This is a genomic window from Candidatus Kryptoniota bacterium (assembly GCA_036567965.1).
GTDB lineage: Bacteria > Bacteroidota > Ignavibacteria > Kryptoniales > JAKASW01 > JAKASW01.
In genome coordinates, this window is sequence record DATCTN010000027.1 from 20,826 (window position 1) to 38,417 (window position 17,592).

The following is a 17,592-nucleotide window of genomic DNA, read 5'->3' on the forward strand; positions in this document are numbered from 1 at the left end:
CTTGAGCACCCTTTGGCGTAGAAACCGAGCAGAAAGCTTGTAATTTTCGATGCTTTTGAAGATTTGAAGATCGTGAGTTATATTTATGTTCCTGCGAGAGCAGTGAACCCGGTCGGGTAGATGGCGAAATTGGCAGACGCGCTAGCCTTAGGAGCTAGTCCCGCACAGGGATGGGGGTTCGAGTCCCCCTCTACCCACGAAAATGCGGAAGACGGGGGTCACATTGCCTCTCGCGCGGAAAGTTTTCTTTAATAAGGAGCATGATGGATTACAAGATCACTGAACTCGGCGGCCTGAAGAAGCAGCTCGAAGTGACGGCCGCCGTCGAGGACGAACCAGTCAAGGGAAAGCTGGAAAATGCTTACTCGGAATTCCAGCGGAATGCTGCAGTACCAGGTTTCAGAAAGGGCAAGACTCCCATTGAAATCGTGAAGAAGAGATACGGAGACGAAATAGAATCTGAATCGATTCCCGATATTGTAAACGACATTGTCAAGGACATTTTCGAAAAAGAAAAAACAAAAGTTGCCGGAGTCGTCGATTATAATTTCGACACACGGAAATCCGGTGACCCTCTTCATTTCCGTCTGACTTACGAAGTGGTCCCGGAAATTGAGCCGAAGGACTACAAAGGGATGAAACTGGAACGGGCGATGTATAGGATCGCTCCTGAAAATGTTGACCACGAGCTCTCGCATATACGTGAAGCGAACGCTGAAAAGCAGGAAGTAGACGCCATCGAGGACGAAAACGCTATTGTCACTGTCGATCTTCAGGTCGTCGACGTGAATGGCGTCCCTCTGATCGGCCAGAGGCGCGAAAATTATAAGATCGATCTTCGAAGCAAGGCGCCGGAGCTCGCCGACATGAGAGGAAGACTTCTCAAGAGCAAGATTGGCGACGAGTTCAACATTGAGCTCGATACTTTTGACAAGAGCGGTAAATCGGTCGGCAAGAAACCGTTCAAAGTGCTTGTGAAGAAGATGGAAAAGTTCGTGATGCCGGAGCTCACGGACGATTTCGCAAAGAAAGTCTCCGGCGGTAAGATGGAAACACTCAGCGCACTCAAAGCCGATATCGAAAGGGAGCTCGAACATTATTACGAGGAGAAAGCGGAGGAGGAACTGCGCGACCGGATCGCCGAGGAGCTCCTTAAGGTAAATGAGTTCGAAGTGCCTGACAGCATGGTCGAGGACTATCTCAGCGACCTGTTGGAAGAACTAAAGAAGCAGTCCGGCAATCAGGAAGTGGACGAGAACTTCGTGAAGGAGAAGTACAGGCCGGCGGCCGTGCGCGCCGTGAAGTGGAATATCCTCGCCGCTTCAATCATACAGAAAGAAGCGATCAGCGTGGAGAATTCGGTGCTTGAGCGGACCGCCGATGATGAAGCGGCAAAATACCGGCTCGACAAGGGCAGACTTCTCGACTTTTATAAGAATTCAAACGACGTGAAGAACAAGCTTCTTTTTAACGAAATGTTTAATTTTATAGTCGATAATTCGGACGTGAAAGTTGTCGATAAAACTCCCGGACACGAACACGAGGACTGAGGAAATGGAAATTTATAATCAGCTGACTATCCCATATGTAATCGAGCAGACCGGACGTGGTGAACGCGCATACGACATATTTTCCAGGCTGCTAAAGGAAAGAATCATTTTTATTGGAACGGCAATCGACGACACGGTGGCGAGCCTCGTTATAGCTCAGCTTCTGTTTCTCGAGAGCGAAGATCCGAACAAGGATATCAACCTCTATGTCAACAGCCCGGGCGGAAGCGTCTCTGCGGGACTCGCGGTCTACGATACGATGCAGTATATCAAACCGGATATCGCAACGACATGCGTCGGGCTCGCGGCGAGCATGGGTGCCGTTCTTCTTACCGGAGGCGCGCGAGGAAAGCGGACTGCTCTTCCGAACGCGCGCATAATGATCCATCAGCCGTGGGGCGGATTTCAAGGTTCGGCGGCAGATATCAGTATCCAGGCGGAAGAAGTGCTGAAGACCAAGAAAAGGCTGAACGAGATCATCTCCCACCATACCGGAAAACCGATAGATCAAATTGAAAAAGATACAGACAGAGACTATTTTATGTCGGCCGATGACGCTGTGAAGTATGGACTGATCGACAACGTGCTGGCAAAGAGAGACGGTAAAAAGAAGTGAAACTAATTCGGAGTAGCCAAGATTTTCATGGGCAGTTTGATACTGTTGGTTATAATTGTTTTCGCAATACTTTTTGCGATAGCGGTCCCGACTGTCATCGCAGATGTGTCGAGATGGATCCCTTCTGCAAAAGTACAGAGCGAAGAGGAAGTAAAAGAAGAAGCTGATTAAGTATGAGTAAACAACACCAGGAAGAGATGCGCTGTTCTTTCTGTGGACGCGACGCGAAGGAAGTCAGGAGCCTCGTGGCGGGTCCGGGCGAGGTTTACATCTGTGACGTTTGCGTCGAACATTCCGTAGAGATCCTCAGGAGTAACATCCCTGCATACAGGCAGCACCAGGATGAATCTCCCGAGAAAGGCGCGCTTACTCCTGTCGAGATCAAAGCGGCTCTCGACGAATACGTCATCGGCCAGGATCACGCGAAAAAAACTCTTTCTGTTGCGGTTTACAACCACTACAAGCGAATTTCGATGCCGCACGATCTTGTTGGGGAGGACGACACTGAGATCGAGAAGAGCAATATTCTTCTGGTGGGTCCCACCGGAACCGGCAAGACTCTTCTAGCCCAGACACTTGCGAGGGTGCTTAATGTGCCTTTCGCGATCGCGGACGCGACTACGCTGACGGAAGCGGGCTACGTCGGCGACGATGTCGAGACGATACTCGTCCATCTTCTCCAGAACACGGACTATGACGTAACGCGCGCCGAGCGGGGAATTGTTTATGTTGACGAGATTGACAAGATCGCGAGGAAAAGCGAGACCCCCTCGATAACGAGAGATGTTTCCGGAGAGGGAGTCCAGCAGGCTCTCTTGAAAATTCTCGAAGGGACGACCGCCGGAGTTCCGCCGCGGGGCGGCAGGAAACATCCCGAGCAGCCTCTTATAAATGTTAACACCAGGAATATTCTCTTCATCTGCGGAGGCGCCTTTGAGGGGCTCGAGAAGATCATCGCGCGAAGAGTCAGCCGCAACCCGATCGGGTTCGGTGCCGAAATACACACTGTCCATGACGACCAAGTAAATGAACTTCTCCCGCTGGTTCAGCCCGATGATCTCCTGAAGTTCGGGCTAATCCCCGAATTCATAGGTCGCTTGCCGGTCGTGGCATCGTTGCACACTCTGAGCAGGGAAGCCATGCGCGACATTTTGACTCTCCCGAAAAATGCGCTCGTGAAGCAATACAAGAAACTCTTCAGGCTTGAGGATGTTGATCTTGAATTTGAAAATGAAGCGCTCATTGCGATCGTCGAGAAGGCGATCGAGCGGGGAACCGGCGCGAGAGGCTTGCGGTCGATAATCGAAGACAAGATGCTGGATATCATGTATAACCTTCCATCGATGTCCGACGTCGGAAAATGTATAATCACAAAAGACGTAATTACTTCCGCCGCGGAACCTCTCTTCCTCGCGGCCAGGAAACAAGCTTCCGCTTAGTCCCTGCGACCTAACCTGCACCAAATCCGTGAAACACCCTTATCTGTAGAACAGGCTGGAGTTTGCTTGTGGTCATGACGCGGATGTAGCCGCTCATCTTGCTGCCCCGTTGCAATTGGCGGCGCAAGATGAGAGTCGTAGATTCCCCTTTTCCTAGTTTGTCCTTGCCGAGGGTGATCTTAATGTCACCATATTCTGATACCGCCTTCAGAATACGGACCGGTGCGCTCGTAACATTTGTGAGCAATAACCTGACAGTGTCCGGTGCTCCAAAACTTGAACCCCTGAACGAAATATACGGAGGCGAGGACTGTAGAACAGTTGCAATCGTTCCGGTCAGTCTGATCGTAATCGTTGGGTTTAACGGATCGGTTGTAAAAACGTGAATGAATTTACTGACCTTTCCGAGGTAGCCTTCCGGATTGAATGTGACATGGATGATAGTGTGTCTTCCGCGCGCGAGCAGGCTGTCGGATATCTTCGCCACGGTACAGCCGCAGCTCGTTCGCACACCCTTTATCACGAGCGTTGATTTGCCGGTGTTCTTGAGGATGACAGATTTCGATATGAGCCTAGATGTATTATAGATCGTGCCGAAGTTGATCTCGGTTCCGTCCGAAATTTTTATCTGGCCTGCGGCATATGATGCGAAAAGAAAAATAAGAATTATCTGCGGGCGTGCTAACAACATGACTCAGTTCTTCTTTTTGTTTTCCGTGAACAGCCGGAGGAGTTCCGCGTCGACACTTCCGCTGGGTTCTGGTTTCTCCGATCGCTTCTCAAATGAGACTTTCCGTTTCTTCTCGCTAAGGTAAGACAGAAATTCCCTGCTCCCGAGCACCCCTGCCCCACATTCTCTTGCGAAATTTCTGATCGACCTGTCGTCACTCACTACAACCGTCGAGCGTCTGCTTGAGCTCATTCCTACTTTTTTCTTTATCACATCATCCGCGGTTTCGGGAAGCGAAGAGAATATGATCTCAAGATTTTTTGCGGGCGTTTGTATGGAGCCGGAATGCTTCCCATCGAAGACGATCGTTACGGACTCTCTCGCAATTCCGGAATTTAGTACGGTCCGAATCAACTCATCTCTTGCCGATTCCGGATTCTGCCTCATGAGCTTTGCTAGTTTCTCATTTGAGAGAATGACATTATATCCGTCTATCAACCATCTCATGGAATAATATAATCATGCTCGCGAGCGGTTTAAATCGCCACAAAAATCGATAGTGAGATTCCTCTTTTGCAACTTGCCACTCCATTTCTCAACTTGCGACTCTTCCATCTAGCCGAACAGGTTTTCCGGCGATTCTCGCGGCAAATTTCCGGCACGGAATTAGCTAAATAACAAGAAGAGAGTTTGAGATTGATTGTTCATTATAAAAACTTGATTTGTAATCAGGGAACTGAATGGAGTTTTAGTTTTAAGAGTTGCATACCCGCAAACAGCCCCCTGACATGGGAAGAAGGTCTTGCCGCTCAGTTATCCCACGCTGCCACAAATCGCGAAGCACGACTCGCATGCCCTAATGCAGCCTCCTAATTTAGCGGTCAAACCCCAAGTAAAGATTCTTCTTCCCGCTGCGGAAAACAGGCACTCCTGCCCGGGAGTGCCTCGTTTTTATATACCCTTTGGGAAATCAACGAATAAATGTGGTATTTCATAGAATTGGAAGATTCTCGTCTGGAAAACCAAGGAATTCGTTTCGAGTGACAGCAGTAGAACATTCCAAAAGACTCTTCTCCTCAAGAGAACAACGCGACTTGCTCTTTGGCAGTATGATAGGTGCTACAGTTATCGCAGTGATAGCTACCTCAGCCGCTCATTTCATAAAGGCGGAGCCAATTGGGATTGAAAGATGGATCGTAGGTGCTATTTCCGGAGGATTTGGAGGTGTAGCCGGAATTTTCATTATTAGCGAAATGGCCGGTCAAAAGCTGTTTCCAGCTTTGCTCCTATCTATCGCGGTAGGAATTGTGGATGGGACATTAGTCGGGGTTGCCGTCGCACTTTTCCCATCCATTTTTTGATCAGACTCACATTACGTGATGCCTAAGTACCTCTTTTTCCATTAATTTGTCTTCATCCCAACTTTTTTCTTGACAAAGACTTAAAGCCTTTTTAACTTCCACAGGTCGTTTTTGACTGACAGCTCTGTCAAAAATCGGCCTATTTTTGCCTATTGGCTGTTTTGCTTTTGGGCTTAATTGTGTCTCTAGAAAAGAGGAAGCGCCAATGCGAAAACTGTATTACTACTCTAAGTCCGATCTGAGTTTCAAGTCGGTGGGAGCGGCGAAGCTGGCAATTGTTGTCGCTTCGCTGATGTTCGCATCGTCTGCTCTTACATTGGTGGCCGGATATTTCGGATTGGATGTATTTGGGTTGAAGAGTTTACGCGCAGACAGCATAGCAAGAGAGAATACGGTTTTGAAAGCACAACTTGCCTCGCTCGACAGAAGGCTTGATGCGTTTGAGTCGGTTATGAGCACACTTGGCAAGAGCGATGCACAGTTGAGATCAGCGACTAATTTACCCCAGTTGTCCGAAGACGTGCGAAAAGTTTCCGTAGGTGGCGTTGAAGTGAACCAAGACTACGGAGTTTCTTCGGATGCGAACGAGTTGATCGGTCGTGCGACCGGGACACTCGATGCGCTGGAACGCGAGGCCAGTTTCCAGTCGCAGAGTTATTTGACCATACTCGACAGATACCAGACTAATCAGAAATTGTTTGCGCACATCCCGGCTATTGATCCGATTCGCGGCGGAGTTGAAACAGACGGCTTCGGCTACCGGTTTCATCCTATTCTCAGGATGAGAATCATGCATGAAGGAATCGATCTTGTTGCCGATATCGGGACTCCTGTGCACGTTACGGGAGATGGCGTCGTTTCTTATATCGGCCAGCGCGGCGGATACGGATCCGTTATCGAAATCGATCATGGATTTGGATATTCCACTCTTTACGGTCACCTCTCTAAGCCACTGGTTCGCGACGGACAGAAAGTGAAAAGAGGCCAGGTCATCGCGCTGAGCGGTAACTCCGGGCTGTCGACAGGACCACATCTCCATTACGAGGTTTTGAAGAACGGGGTCCACGTCGATCCGAACTCATACTTTTTCAATGACCGGGATTACAATGTTTCAGGCATTTACAGTGATGCAGCGAAGAATTGAAATAGAAACGATAAGAGATGCTAGCTACCTATGGTAATGAAAGAAAGGAGGTCAGTGATATGATATGGACGCCAGAGCTCGCGACATACCTTGAAGATGCTCCCTGGCCCGCTACGAAGGACGAGCTGATCGACTACGCTGTCAGAACAGGTGCGCCTATCGAGGTGGTTGAAAATCTCCGGGAACTCGAGGATACCGATGAGCCTTACGAGAGTATAGAAGAAATTTGGCCCGATTATCCGAGCGACGAAGATTTCTTTTACGAAGACGAAAGCGAATATTAAAAACTAGATATCCCTAAACGGCCCAGTTGGATTTTCGGATTCAACTGGGCTTTTTTGTATCTTAAATGTTCGATGAAACCCCTTTACACACTTTTCCTCCTAGTCGTCCTTTCCTCCGCCGCGACTGCTCAGAGTAAATTCATGATTCATTCGATTTCTTTTTCGGGAAATGAAGCGTTCTCGGATGCCGATCTTCGAGCGATAATGCTAACCAGAGAGTCCGGATCCGGATTCTCCCGCTTCTTGTACAAGCTGGGTCACATAATTGGGGATAGCGCGAGATACCTTGACCCGATTGTCCTTCGAGCCGATCTGTTCAGGCTCAAATATTTTTATAAGGACAACGGCTTTCCGTTTGTGAGTGTAGATAGCAGTCTCGATTATGACAACGCCGATGACATTGTCGATGTCCACGTAATGATTAATGAAGGACCTGCTTCTTATGTGCATTCGATCGGCCTTCACGGGATAAGGGACAGTTCGGAGAATTTCTCTGAGCTGCTGAATGAAAAACCAGCCTTGAAAATCGGCCTGCGCTATTCTGCTTCCAGCGTGGTCGGTGAAGCTAACCGCATTCTCGGTCTCCTCCAGAACGACGGCTACGCGTACGCAAAGCGAGACAGCCTCGTTGTCTCACCGGTGCGGGTCGATTCAGACAGCGTGCAGGTCAAGGTCGATCTATATTTTAGCGCAGGTAGACGATATCTGTGGGGAGATTTGTCAGTGATATCACTTGACAGCGGAAACGTCTCATACGAGCGTCATGTGGTCCTGCGTGAGATGCTCTTCAAGGGCGGAGACGTTTACAGTTACACGGCAGACAGCTTGAGCGAGCAACGGCTATATGAGCTCAATCTTTTCGAACTGGCGAAGATAGTCATCCCGAACAAACCCCCACCGACCGATACTTTACCCGTGGTTATCTCTCTGAGGTCCCGGCCGACGCACGAAATCACGCCGGAACTCCTGATAAGCGATGAGAATAACGCATTTAACTACGGCGGCGGACTCGGCTATCTTCATCGCAACTTTCTTGGAGACGCCAGGCTGCTCAGTTTGAACGCAAGCATTCAACTCGAGAGTTTCAGTCTTGTGACATTCAGCTCGAAAGCCTTGCAGGACACTGTCACGGTGGGGAGAATCGAGGCGACGGCAGAAATGATACAGCCGTATCTATTCTCTAACGCGACCAGTCTTACCTGGGACGTCTCGTTCCTGGTCGATAAGCAGGAGCCATACGTCCAACTCGTGGCTAGGAATAAGTTCAGGATTAGCGAAAGGTTTGCGCAGTTCACAACCGGATACCTGGACTGGGACATAGAGCGTGCAAAAGTGGATTCCTTGAAAGCGATACCGCTCCCGCTGGGACTTGAGACTCCTCAATTCAATTCGATCATTACATTCGGGATACAGCGCGACAAAACTGATAATAAACTTTTTCCTACAAGAGGTTTCTTCAATTCGGCTACGATCGAGGAAGCCGGAGTAATACCGAAACTGATAAGTTCTGTCTTTCCTCATTCTGATTTCCCCTTTGCTCAGTACTGGAAGTTTACTGTTAATGGACGGTGGTACATCCCGTTGAACGACGCAGCCACAAATATCCTGGCGCTCCGCGCAAATGCGGGCTATGCGCAGGAATACGGAACGTATGAACAAAACCTCAACGGCCCCATTCCTCTTAACCATCGTTTCTTCGCGGGAGGGTCGGGGAGTATACGTGGCTGGAGGACCCGCGAGTTGGGTGACGTGCAGTTCCCTGAATACGGAGGCAACGCACTTATCGAGACAAATGTTGAGGAGAGGTTTCATATTGCAGGAGATATTGGCGGCGTTCTATTCGTCGACGCGGGCAACTTGTGGGATTCCTACAATCAGATAACGCCCAGTTCCGTGGCCGTGGCAGTCGGTTTCGGGTTGAGGTACAATTTATTCTTCGGACCACTAAGGGTCGACCTCGGCTTCAGATTCTATGACCCGAAGGCTCCGGCAGGTCGGCAATTTCTCTTTCAGCAGAGCGGGAGTATGATCGCGCGTCAGTTCGTGCTCAGCTTTGGAATTGAGCAGGCATTCTGATGAGCTGGGATAAAGTCATAGGGCAGGAAAGAGTCAAGGGGCTTCTGAAGCAATTAATCTCATCGGCCAGAATTCCGGGCGCCCTGCTATTCGATGGGCCCGAGGGAATCGGCAAAGATGCCACCGCGATAGAGCTTGCAAAGACTTTGAACTGTGAGCGAGGCGCCAACGAGGCGTGTGAGGAATGTACTTCGTGCAAACAGGCGGCCGCGCTGCAGCATCCGAATATCCATCTGGTATTCCCGCTCCCAAGGGGAGAGGGTGAAACGAAAGACGACGGTCCGCTGGACAAGCTCGACGAGAAGGCAATAAAGAAAATCAGGGAAGAGCTTGCGCAGAAAGCCCGCGATCCGTACCATGCGATGTCTGTTCCGAAGGCACAAATAATAAAGATCAGCAGCATCAGGGAAGTGATACGAGAGGATGCGTTGTCCCTTTTCCAGCGAGGCAGGAGAGTCGTAATCGTAATGCAGGCGCATGAAGTGGGAACGGAATCTGCTAACGCCTTGCTGAAAGTACTGGAAGAGCCAAGCCCGGGGACACTCTTCATACTTACGACGAGCAAGAGAAGTGCCCTCCTCCCGACAATTGTCTCGAGATGTCAGACAATGCGATTCGATCTCCTTTCGGAAAAAGAGATTGCGGAAGCTCTCGTCGAGAGGCACTCAACTGACCGCGCGGATGCGAAGCTTAAGGCAAGACTATCGGGCGGTTCCTACAGTAAAGCGGTAGAGCTCCTCGAGACGGAAACGCTGGAGATAAGGGACGAGGCGCTCGACATCTTGAGGGACATCGCAGTCAGCAACTATTCACTAATGGCCTCACGCGCTCTTAAGGCACTTGAGACCAAAGATGCCGTTCGCACTGAGACTCTCCTCAAGATGGTCCAGATATGGCTGCGCGACGCGGCTGTAATGCACTTCGATCTCCCGGAGGAGATCATTAACCAGGACCGTATCGACGTACTGACGAGAATGTCAAAGAGCTTCGACGACACTCGCTTGGTTGAAGCCGCGAATATCATAGATACGGCAATAGCTCAGATAGACGGGAATGTGAATTTAGGACTCCTTTTTGTAAATTTGATGTTGAACCTTAGCGGGTTGCTGAACAAGAATAGAGAGGCTGAAAATGCCTGATGATCTTGGCGAATTTGAAGGGTTAGAAGGGCTAGAAGATAGAGAGTACGAACTTGGAGTCGAGGAGATCGAAGCTACTGCGCTCTCCGAGTTCGTTGGACCTTGTGGAGGATGCACGGAGTGTGCATCGGGGTCGCCGCCTGTCGGAGCAGACCTGGAAAACAAGGAAGCCGCACTTGATGTGGTTGAGATCCGTTTTAAGTCGAGTCGCAGCTGCTTTTGCGTGAATAACTCGGGCGGCGAGATCAAAGCTGGATCTATGGTCATTCTTGATGCAGAGCGCGGGACCGATATGGGGATGGTCGTTTCTGTCGGCGAAGCCGCGCATGAGAAGCGCCGCTCCAGAGGACTTGTAGGTCAACCAATGAGAAACGTTCTCCGACTTGCCGGAGAAGAGGACGTCAGACAACTGGAGGAGAACCGCCAGACGGAAGAGAAGGCGGTTGCGATTTTCAACGCGAGGAGTCAGAAATATCACCTCGATATGAAACTGGCGCTTGTGGAATACCAGTTCGACCGGTCGCGGATAACTTTCTATTTCACCGCTGAAGGGCGTGTCGACTTCAGGCTGCTGGTGCGCGATCTTGCGAGTGTATACAGGACCAGGATTGAGCTCAGGCAGATCGGCGCGCGTGACGAGGCGCGAAAGATAGGAGCACTCGGAATTTGCGGCAGGGAGATCTGTTGTTTGGGATGGATGTCGCAAATCAAGCGTGTCAATCTCGATCACGCAAGATTCCAGAATCTCTCTCTCAATCCTCAGAGGCTTGCGGGCTCTTGTGGAAGGCTGAAGTGCTGCATTCTTTTTGAACTGGAAAGCTACGCTGATGCCTTGAGAAGATTTCCACCTTTAACGGCGAAGATCGTCACTTCGAAGGGCGAGGGGGTCATAGATAAATTGGACATATTCAGAGACTTCATTTATATACGTTATCAGAACACGGATGTAGTGGAGGCAGTTAACCTGGCCGACGTTAAATCCTTCCAGAACACATACCACGTAAACCAGATTCATAACCATTAACGGTAATTAATTGTCTTCGCAATTCTCACGTACGCTCGTCACTGCTGCGCTTCCCTATGCAAACGGGCCGATTCATCTTGGCCACCTGGCCGGTGCGTATTTACCCGCCGACATTTACGTGCGCTACCTGCGCCTGAAAGGCGAAGACGTGATATTTATCTGCGGTTCGGACGAACACGGCGTTCCTATCACTATCACTGCCGAAAAAGAGCATGTCGGACCTCAGGAAATTGTCGATCGATATCATTCGATGAACAAATCGAGCTTCGAAAAATTCGGAATGAGCTTCGACAACTATTCCAGGACGAGTCTCCCTGTCCATCACCAGACCGGACAGGAATTCTTTCTTGAGTTCTATCGCCAGAAACTTCTGGTCGAAAAGAGTGAGAAGCAGCTTTACTGTGAAACCGATCGGATGTTTCTTGCTGACAGGTATGTCGAAGGCACTTGTCCTGTCTGTGGGAATCCGGAGGCACGAGGAGACCAGTGCGAAAGGTGCGGTACGTGGCTTGAGCAAACACAGCTGATAAATCCGAAATGCAAAATCTGCGGATCAACTCCTGTCGTCCGTGAAACTAAGCACTGGTATTTTCCACTCGGTCGTTTCCAGAAAAGACTGGAGGAATATGTCCGGTCACGGTCCTGGAAGGATAACGTCCGCGCATATATCGACAGTTGGTTGTTGGAGGGTCTGCAGGATCGCGCTGTAACCAGGGATCTTCATTGGGGAATCCCGGTGCCGCTTCATGGCTACGAGAACAAAGTGTTATATGTCTGGTTCGAAGCGGTCCTCGGATATATTTCTTCCACGCGCGAACTCTCTCAGCTGAGGGGAGACCCCGATCTCTGGAAAAGATACTGGCAGGATGAAGGAACCCGGTATATCGCGTTCATAGGAAAAGACAATATCGTATTTCACACATTGATCTTTCCCGCATTCCTCATGGCATGGAACGACGGCGGAAAATCACGATATATACTTCCCGATGCGGTTCCCGCCAACGAGTTCCTGAATTTCGAAGGAAAGAAATTTTCGAAGAGCAGAGGATGGGGCATAGACCTCGGTGATTTTATTTCAGTGTTTCCGCCGGACACATTGAGATACGCGTTGGCATTAAATCTGCCGGAATCACGCGACAGCGATTTCTATTGGAAGGATTTCCAGGCGCGCGTAAACAACGAGCTTGCCGACACACTCGGGAATTTTGTGAACAGGACACTCCAATTTGTCCAAAGGTATTACGTCGGAAAAGTGCCGGCAAGAGGAAAACTAAGCGATCTTGATCGGTGGGCGATAAGCCAGATAGAGGATGCACCTGCCAAAGTGGGGAAATTGTTCGATGAGTTCAAATTCCGTGACGGAGTCGTCGAAGCGATGTCGCTTGCCCGTTCTGCCAACAAGTATTTCAATGACTCGCAGCCATGGAAAACGAGGATCGAAGATCCGGAGCAATGCGGGACGACGATTAACATTTGCGTCCAGATGACGCGTTCGCTTGCCATAATTCTCTCTCCTGTGATCCCATTCGCATCCGAGGAAATCTGGAGAATGTTGCGGCTCGACGGAAAGGCCGCGTCCGCCCGATGGGACTCCACAGGGTCGCTCGAAATTCCGGATGGGAAGGAACTGGGCGAACTCCGTATATTGTTTGCCAAGATTGAGGACTCCGTGATTGATGACGAGATAAGCAAGACGACCGGCAACGATGCGAACATCTCCGTGTCTCCCAAGTCTCCTTTCGCGCCGCTGAAACCGAAGATTACGATCGATGATTTCAGAAAGGTCGACTTGCGTGTTGGAAAAATAACCGCATGCGAAAAGGTTCCTAAGTCGGAAAAGCTCCTTCGGATCGAAGTTGAGGTGGGTCCAGACAAGCGCCAGGTAATTGCCGGAATCGCGAAGCATTATAAACCGGAACAGCTGTTGGGAAGGAACATCATCATTGTCGCGAATCTCGAACCGGCCAAACTGATGGGACTGGAATCGAACGGTATGCTCCTTGCGGCTTCCACTGAAGACGGCAAGCTTGCCATCCTCTCGATTGACGTCGACCTCGAGAGCGGCAGCATCGTTAAATAAAATCCTGTCATAAGAGAGAATTCAGGTTCTCGTGCGAGTTCTGACCACAGGCGGAGCGGACCCGCAGACTTGAGAGAGAAATTGTATACCGACAATCATTGCCTGTTCTTATTCTCTTAACTTAGATCATCAACATTTCCCATTAGCATGAAATCAGTCCAAGCAAATCAAAGAGTTGTAGTTACCCGCCGTATTCCTGAAAACGGAGTATTGCTCCTGAAGAGACACTTTACGGTCGATATGAACATGATTAACAAGGACCTGACTCCCACGGAGCTCCTGAGGAAGCTCGATGGTGCTTTCGGGGTTGTCGCGATGCTGAGTAATAGGTTCGACAAAGATGTCATTTCCAGGCTCTCGAGTATAAAGGTGATATCCGACTTTGCAGTTGGCTACAACAACATTGATGTCCCTGCTGCCACAAGGAAGGGAATTGTCGTAACAAACACGCCCGGCGTTCTTACGGATGCGACTGCCGATATGGCGATAGGGTTGCTCCTTGCGACCGCGAGGCGAATTGCGGAAGGTGATCGGCTGGTGCGTTCGGGAAAATTCACAGGCTGGACGCCGCTACTGATGCTCGGTCATGAGGTGAACGGCAAAACAATAGGAATCATCGGAGCTGGAAGAATCGGGACGGCGGTCGCGCGGAGATCTCTCGGGTTCCGGATGGTAATCAAGTACTTTTCACATAAAAGGAACAGTGAGATAGAATCGATTGGAGGTGAATTCCTCCAACTCGAAGACCTCCTGAGCGTCGCCGATTTCGTAAGTGTGAATGTCCCGCTCACGGACGATACCCGCGGGATGATCGGGCCGCGCGAGTTGAAACTCATGAACCCCGATTCTATCATCATCAATACTGCACGCGGGGAGATAATTGACGAAGACGCTTTGATCAGCTCCTTGAAGAATCGGAAGATTGCCGGCGCGGGACTCGACGTTTATGTCAACGAGCCGAAAATAAACAAGGCCTTGATGCGACTCGACAATGTCGTGCTAGCTCCGCATCTCGGCAGCGCAACTGTGGAGACGCGCGCGAAGATGTCCGAGCTTGCCGCTGCCAACGTCATCGCGGTCTATAAAGGTGAACGTCCCCCCGCGATCGTGAACCCCGAAGTCCTTGCCGTCTGATCTCTTCTTGAGAATTGATGGAAGAAACCGAAGATATGTTCCGCCGTTTTTGAAGTCTTGCTGATGATATATCGGTGTTAGTCTTTCGCGCGCGCATTAAGCAAAAATTAGAAGTTCGATCTTGTGACGACGACCTTTCTGTCTGTCAGGATATAGATCTTATTTGCCTCTATCGACACATCCTCGAAGTGAGCCACATTTTCCCCCACCACATCTGCCGGTGAAAACCTGGCAAGGAGCTCGCCTCCGAGAGCGAAAAAGTACAATGTATCCGAGTCACAAACACCGACCTTGTCATTCCCTACTCCTATGCCGGTGGGATTGTGAAGCAGCCCGGCGCCTATTGACCTGACGAAGTTTCCAAAATTATCGTAGACCGCGATTCGTCCTTTATCGGAAACGTAAATTTCGTCGTGGGATCCGATTGCCACCTGACCAGGCATGGAGAGTGCTCCCGCGCCCTCTCCATAATTTCCGAATGTTCGTTCAACAGTTGAGAAAGTGTTGACCTTCACCATCCTGATATCTTCGTCGTCGCAAATGAACAAATCGCCAAGCCTCGAAACGGCGACTCCGGAAGGATATCCGAATCGGTCAGACTCGTCCGCCGCGTCGTGCGTGTCTAATGTCGCGACGTTCGCAAGAGTCCTGTCAAACCGCTGGATCCTCTGGTTGTTGTAGTCGGCAACGTAGATTTCGACTCCGTTTGTCGCGCAGACATCGTAAGGCTTGTCGAATTGATAATCTCCCCAGCCATAGCCTCCGACTCCTCCCGTGGAATCACCTTTGGTGTCGTATCGCAAAAGCAAGTCCCTCCCTGTGTCAACCACGTAGACGGTCCCCGCCGCATCAATACTTATTCCCCTTGGGTCCCTGAAATTGCCGAACGAGTAATCTGCAACAAGGGAGGGAAGTTCGTGGAATGAAGTCAAAAAAAGAATCAGTGCCGGTGCGAGAAGTAAAGCAAATTGATCCGAAATTGTCGACAGAAATGACCTGATGAGATCCATCTTTAGAAATATTCTCATAGTGCCGGACTCTTTCAAGGTTTTGCGTGGAATAATTATCTGCGGCGTGAATGCGGCACAAATCCGACTACCCGGTGCGCCGCGGCGCGTCTGTTATCGGCAAGTTTAGCTATCCCGAAGTAAACGGAATCGTAACCGAATTTTCCACGGATCTTGTCTATATCAAAAAGCAAGTCTCGTCGCTTGTCGTGATCCGCCCGAAAAATGTCGAGCTGGCTTTTTTCCTCTCTGATATTTGAAACGCGTACACCGACATATCTGACCTTTTTGCCAGGAAGCCAGAGCGATTTGAAGAGTTCGAAAGCAACCGAAGTGATTTCGAATTCTGAATTCGTGGGCTCTCTCACCGTGAAATCCTTCTGGTAAGTTACGAATTGCCGATCAGTGAATCTGCGCTTTTCACTAAAGCCCAAGATCGGAGTACCGTGAGAATAGCGCATCTTAACATTAATAGTTGTTGCCGCCAGACGTCCGTCCCTGAGTTCCGACGCAACACTTTCGGAGAGAGTGAATATCGTGGATAATATGAAGTCTTCATCATCCGAATCTTCGCCGAATGTCGTGCTCCTGGAAATTGACTTCGCGTGCCCGGCTTCCGATGAGATAATCCTATCCCCGAGACCATTGGCTGCTCGGTAGAGGAATTCGCCGACGAGGCCGAAGATTTCGTGAAGTGATTTCTTGTCGTACCCGGCTAGCGCGCCAACGGTTGTAATTCCGATATCGTTCAGCACCTCGGTTGTGCGTCTACCTATTCCAGGAATCGAAGAGACGGGAAGGGGTGCAAGAAAATCTTTTTCACTTCCCAGGTCGACGATATAAAGGCCATCCGGTGGTCCGGACTTTGAAGCAGTGTCACGCGTCTTCTTTGAATAGTCGGAAGCTACCTTCGCGCATAATTTATTGGAAGCGACTCCTATCGAGACGGTTATTTTCAGTTCGTCCGATATCGCCCTCTTGATCTCAGAAGCGAGGAGTCGAGGTTGAAAATCCCAGAAATGAAGACACCCGTTCGCGTCGAGATATGCTTCGTCGAGACTGGCGGCGCGGACGTCGGGAGAAAAATCTTCGAGAATCTTTATGAACCGGCGTGAATAGTTCTCATATGTTCGATAGCTTCCTCTTATGAAAACTGCATCGGGCGCGAGGGAGTACGCCGCGGATATTGGCATCGCAGTTTTCACACCGAGTTTCCTCGCCTCGTAGTTCGGGCAGGCGACCACTCCCCGGTCAGTCGAGAGACCTCCGACGATTACAGCCTTGCCCGCAAGATCAGGATTGAGTGCCACCTCGACGGATGCGAAGAACGCATCGACGTCGATGTGAAATATGGTAGGATACCTGTCTCTCTCTGAGGCAGACACGCAGGTGGTTTCCTTAGGGAAGTTTCTTCACTGTGAGCTGATTATCGAGAAGCCTGAGTACTGCGAGCACCTTCCCAATTATTTTCACCGAGGAAGAGTCTACTACGATGGGAGCAAATTCAGGATTCTCCGGTTCAAGAAAAATCTGGTCGCCATCTTGTCTGAATCTTTTTACGGTTGCTTCCTCGTCGTGCAGCAGCGCGGCAACAATATCGCCGGGTTCCGCAGTCGATTGCTGACGCACCAACACCAGGTCGCCGTCGAGAATACCGGCGTCCTTCATGCTCAACCCTTCTACCATCAGCAGAAAGTTGCTGTCGCCGCGAACGAATGAAGGATCGAGGACAACACGCTCCTCTATATTTTCCACGGCGAGAATGGGCTTGCCGGCGGTGATTCGTCCGACTATCGGCACTTCCGTTCCTGTGGTCTTGTAAGCGAGCTGGATGCCTCTGCTTTTGTCACGCGAGCGCTTTATGTACCCCTTTTTCTCAAGCGCATCAAGATGTCTTTCTATTCCGTGATTCCATTTCACACCTATGTGATGACCGATCTCCCTGATCGTCGGAGGAAAACCGTTCTTCTTGTAGTGCGCCTGAATAAATTTAAAAACCCTCTGTTGCCTGTCAGTCAGCTCTTCCATAACTCCTCCAGCGTATAGTAGATATATTTCTACTAAATAT

General features: G+C 50.1%; 17 protein-coding genes and 1 tRNA gene. 13 read left to right on the plus strand and 5 right to left on the minus strand.

The genetic code is table 11. From position 1 onward, the window contains the following. Window positions 1–114 precede the first annotated feature (114 nt). From VIS48_12450 to clpX, 5 genes are all read left to right on the plus strand, one after another. Window positions 115–197 (plus strand) — tRNA-Leu (locus VIS48_12450). A 66-nt stretch (window positions 198–263) separates the two neighbouring features. Beyond that, the gene (gene tig, locus VIS48_12455; GenBank protein ID HEY9166959.1) at window positions 264–1,550 is read left to right on the plus strand and encodes a trigger factor; all 1,287 of its coding nucleotides are present in this window, start codon (window positions 264–266) and stop codon (window positions 1,548–1,550) included. Between the two features lie 4 nt (window positions 1,551–1,554). Next, window positions 1,555–2,166 carry an ATP-dependent Clp endopeptidase proteolytic subunit ClpP gene (gene clpP / locus VIS48_12460; protein HEY9166960.1) on the plus strand — a complete coding sequence of 204 codons (612 nt, stop codon included), beginning with the start codon at window positions 1,555–1,557 and terminating at the stop codon, window positions 2,164–2,166. Between the two features lie 27 nt (window positions 2,167–2,193). After that, window positions 2,194–2,337 (plus strand): hypothetical protein, encoded by a 144-nt coding sequence (locus VIS48_12465; GenBank protein HEY9166961.1) that lies wholly within the window; start codon window positions 2,194–2,196, stop codon window positions 2,335–2,337. A 2-nt stretch (window positions 2,338–2,339) separates the two neighbouring features. After that, entirely contained in the window at window positions 2,340–3,605 is a 1,266-nt protein-coding gene (clpX, locus tag VIS48_12470; GenBank protein HEY9166962.1) for an ATP-dependent Clp protease ATP-binding subunit ClpX, read from the plus strand. A gap of 10 nt (window positions 3,606–3,615) precedes the next feature. Here the strand turns inward: clpX and VIS48_12475 are convergent, their stop codons facing one another. Both VIS48_12475 and VIS48_12480 read right to left on the minus strand, forming a co-directional pair. Continuing rightward, complete coding sequence (locus VIS48_12475) at window positions 3,616–4,296, minus strand: DUF1573 domain-containing protein (protein ID HEY9166963.1); 681 nt, start codon at window positions 4,294–4,296, stop codon at window positions 3,616–3,618. A gap of 3 nt (window positions 4,297–4,299) precedes the next feature. After that, window positions 4,300–4,782: an NYN domain-containing protein gene (locus VIS48_12480; protein HEY9166964.1), complete on the minus strand. Its 483-nt coding sequence runs from the start codon at window positions 4,780–4,782 to the stop codon at window positions 4,300–4,302. 533 nt (window positions 4,783–5,315) lie between these two features. On the opposite strand from VIS48_12480, the gene VIS48_12485 reads away from it, so the two are divergent. The 8 genes from VIS48_12485 (at window position 5,316) to VIS48_12520 (ending at window position 14,517) form a co-directional block, all read left to right on the plus strand. Beyond that, a complete protein-coding gene (locus VIS48_12485) occupies window positions 5,316–5,636 on the plus strand; it encodes a hypothetical protein (GenBank protein HEY9166965.1) in 321 nt (106 codons plus the stop codon). Between the two features lie 205 nt (window positions 5,637–5,841). Further along, window positions 5,842–6,780, plus strand: a complete 939-nt coding sequence (locus VIS48_12490; GenBank protein HEY9166966.1) for a M23 family metallopeptidase — start codon at window positions 5,842–5,844, stop codon at window positions 6,778–6,780. 59 nt (window positions 6,781–6,839) lie between these two features. Continuing rightward, entirely contained in the window at window positions 6,840–7,064 is a 225-nt protein-coding gene (locus tag VIS48_12495) for a DUF2795 domain-containing protein (GenBank protein ID HEY9166967.1), read from the plus strand. A 72-nt stretch (window positions 7,065–7,136) separates the two neighbouring features. After that, on the plus strand, window positions 7,137–9,140 hold the full coding sequence (locus tag VIS48_12500; GenBank protein HEY9166968.1) for a BamA/TamA family outer membrane protein: 2,004 nt from the start codon (window positions 7,137–7,139) through the stop codon (window positions 9,138–9,140). Further along, complete coding sequence (locus tag VIS48_12505) at window positions 9,140–10,279, plus strand: DNA polymerase III subunit delta' C-terminal domain-containing protein (GenBank protein HEY9166969.1); 1,140 nt, start codon at window positions 9,140–9,142, stop codon at window positions 10,277–10,279. The genes VIS48_12500 and VIS48_12505 overlap by 1 nt, the downstream gene beginning before the upstream one ends. Beyond that, window positions 10,272–11,303 carry a regulatory iron-sulfur-containing complex subunit RicT gene (gene ricT / locus VIS48_12510; GenBank protein HEY9166970.1) on the plus strand — a complete coding sequence of 344 codons (1,032 nt, stop codon included), beginning with the start codon at window positions 10,272–10,274 and terminating at the stop codon, window positions 11,301–11,303. The genes VIS48_12505 and ricT overlap by 8 nt, the downstream gene beginning before the upstream one ends. Before the next feature lie 10 nt (window positions 11,304–11,313). After that, complete coding sequence (metG, locus tag VIS48_12515; protein HEY9166971.1) at window positions 11,314–13,383, plus strand: methionine--tRNA ligase; 2,070 nt, start codon at window positions 11,314–11,316, stop codon at window positions 13,381–13,383. Window positions 13,384–13,530: 147 nt separating this feature from the next. Further along, the gene (locus VIS48_12520; GenBank protein ID HEY9166972.1) at window positions 13,531–14,517 is read left to right on the plus strand and encodes a D-glycerate dehydrogenase; all 987 of its coding nucleotides are present in this window, start codon (window positions 13,531–13,533) and stop codon (window positions 14,515–14,517) included. Window positions 14,518–14,624: 107 nt separating this feature from the next. Here the strand turns inward: VIS48_12520 and VIS48_12525 are convergent, their stop codons facing one another. The 3 genes from VIS48_12525 to lexA are packed head-to-tail and all read right to left on the minus strand — an operon-like array spanning window position 14,625 to window position 17,552. Continuing rightward, the gene (locus VIS48_12525) at window positions 14,625–15,545 is read right to left on the minus strand and encodes an NHL repeat-containing protein (protein ID HEY9166973.1); all 921 of its coding nucleotides are present in this window, start codon (window positions 15,543–15,545) and stop codon (window positions 14,625–14,627) included. A gap of 35 nt (window positions 15,546–15,580) precedes the next feature. Beyond that, a complete protein-coding gene (locus tag VIS48_12530) occupies window positions 15,581–16,909 on the minus strand; it encodes a DNA polymerase IV (protein HEY9166974.1) in 1,329 nt (442 codons plus the stop codon). A 13-nt stretch (window positions 16,910–16,922) separates the two neighbouring features. After that, on the minus strand, window positions 16,923–17,552 hold the full coding sequence (lexA, locus tag VIS48_12535; GenBank protein ID HEY9166975.1) for a transcriptional repressor LexA: 630 nt from the start codon (window positions 17,550–17,552) through the stop codon (window positions 16,923–16,925). Between the last annotated feature and the right edge of the window lie 40 nt (window positions 17,553–17,592).

Bases quoted from the DNA above. Each gene is read 5' to 3' on its own strand.
- clpP (HEY9166960.1), top strand. From the start codon at position 1,555: ATGGAAATTTATAATCAGCTGACTATCCCATATGTAATCGAGCAGACC.
- VIS48_12490 (HEY9166966.1), top strand. From the start codon at position 5,842: ATGCGAAAACTGTATTACTACTCTAAGTCCGATCTGAGTTTCAAGTCG.
- VIS48_12525 (HEY9166973.1), bottom strand. From the start codon at position 15,545: ATGAGAATATTTCTAAAGATGGATCTCATCAGGTCATTTCTGTCGACA.
- VIS48_12475 (HEY9166963.1), bottom strand. From the start codon at position 4,296: ATGTTGTTAGCACGCCCGCAGATAATTCTTATTTTTCTTTTCGCATCA.
- VIS48_12520 (HEY9166972.1), top strand. From the start codon at position 13,531: ATGAAATCAGTCCAAGCAAATCAAAGAGTTGTAGTTACCCGCCGTATT.
- VIS48_12500 (HEY9166968.1), top strand. From the start codon at position 7,137: ATGAAACCCCTTTACACACTTTTCCTCCTAGTCGTCCTTTCCTCCGCC.
- VIS48_12480 (HEY9166964.1), bottom strand. From the start codon at position 4,782: ATGAGATGGTTGATAGACGGATATAATGTCATTCTCTCAAATGAGAAA.
- clpX (HEY9166962.1), top strand. From the start codon at position 2,340: ATGAGTAAACAACACCAGGAAGAGATGCGCTGTTCTTTCTGTGGACGC.
- VIS48_12505 (HEY9166969.1), top strand. From the start codon at position 9,140: ATGAGCTGGGATAAAGTCATAGGGCAGGAAAGAGTCAAGGGGCTTCTG.
- ricT (HEY9166970.1), top strand. From the start codon at position 10,272: ATGCCTGATGATCTTGGCGAATTTGAAGGGTTAGAAGGGCTAGAAGAT.
- tig (HEY9166959.1), top strand. From the start codon at position 264: ATGGATTACAAGATCACTGAACTCGGCGGCCTGAAGAAGCAGCTCGAA.
- VIS48_12495 (HEY9166967.1), top strand. From the start codon at position 6,840: ATGATATGGACGCCAGAGCTCGCGACATACCTTGAAGATGCTCCCTGG.
- VIS48_12465 (HEY9166961.1), top strand. From the start codon at position 2,194: ATGGGCAGTTTGATACTGTTGGTTATAATTGTTTTCGCAATACTTTTT.
- lexA (HEY9166975.1), bottom strand. From the start codon at position 17,552: ATGGAAGAGCTGACTGACAGGCAACAGAGGGTTTTTAAATTTATTCAG.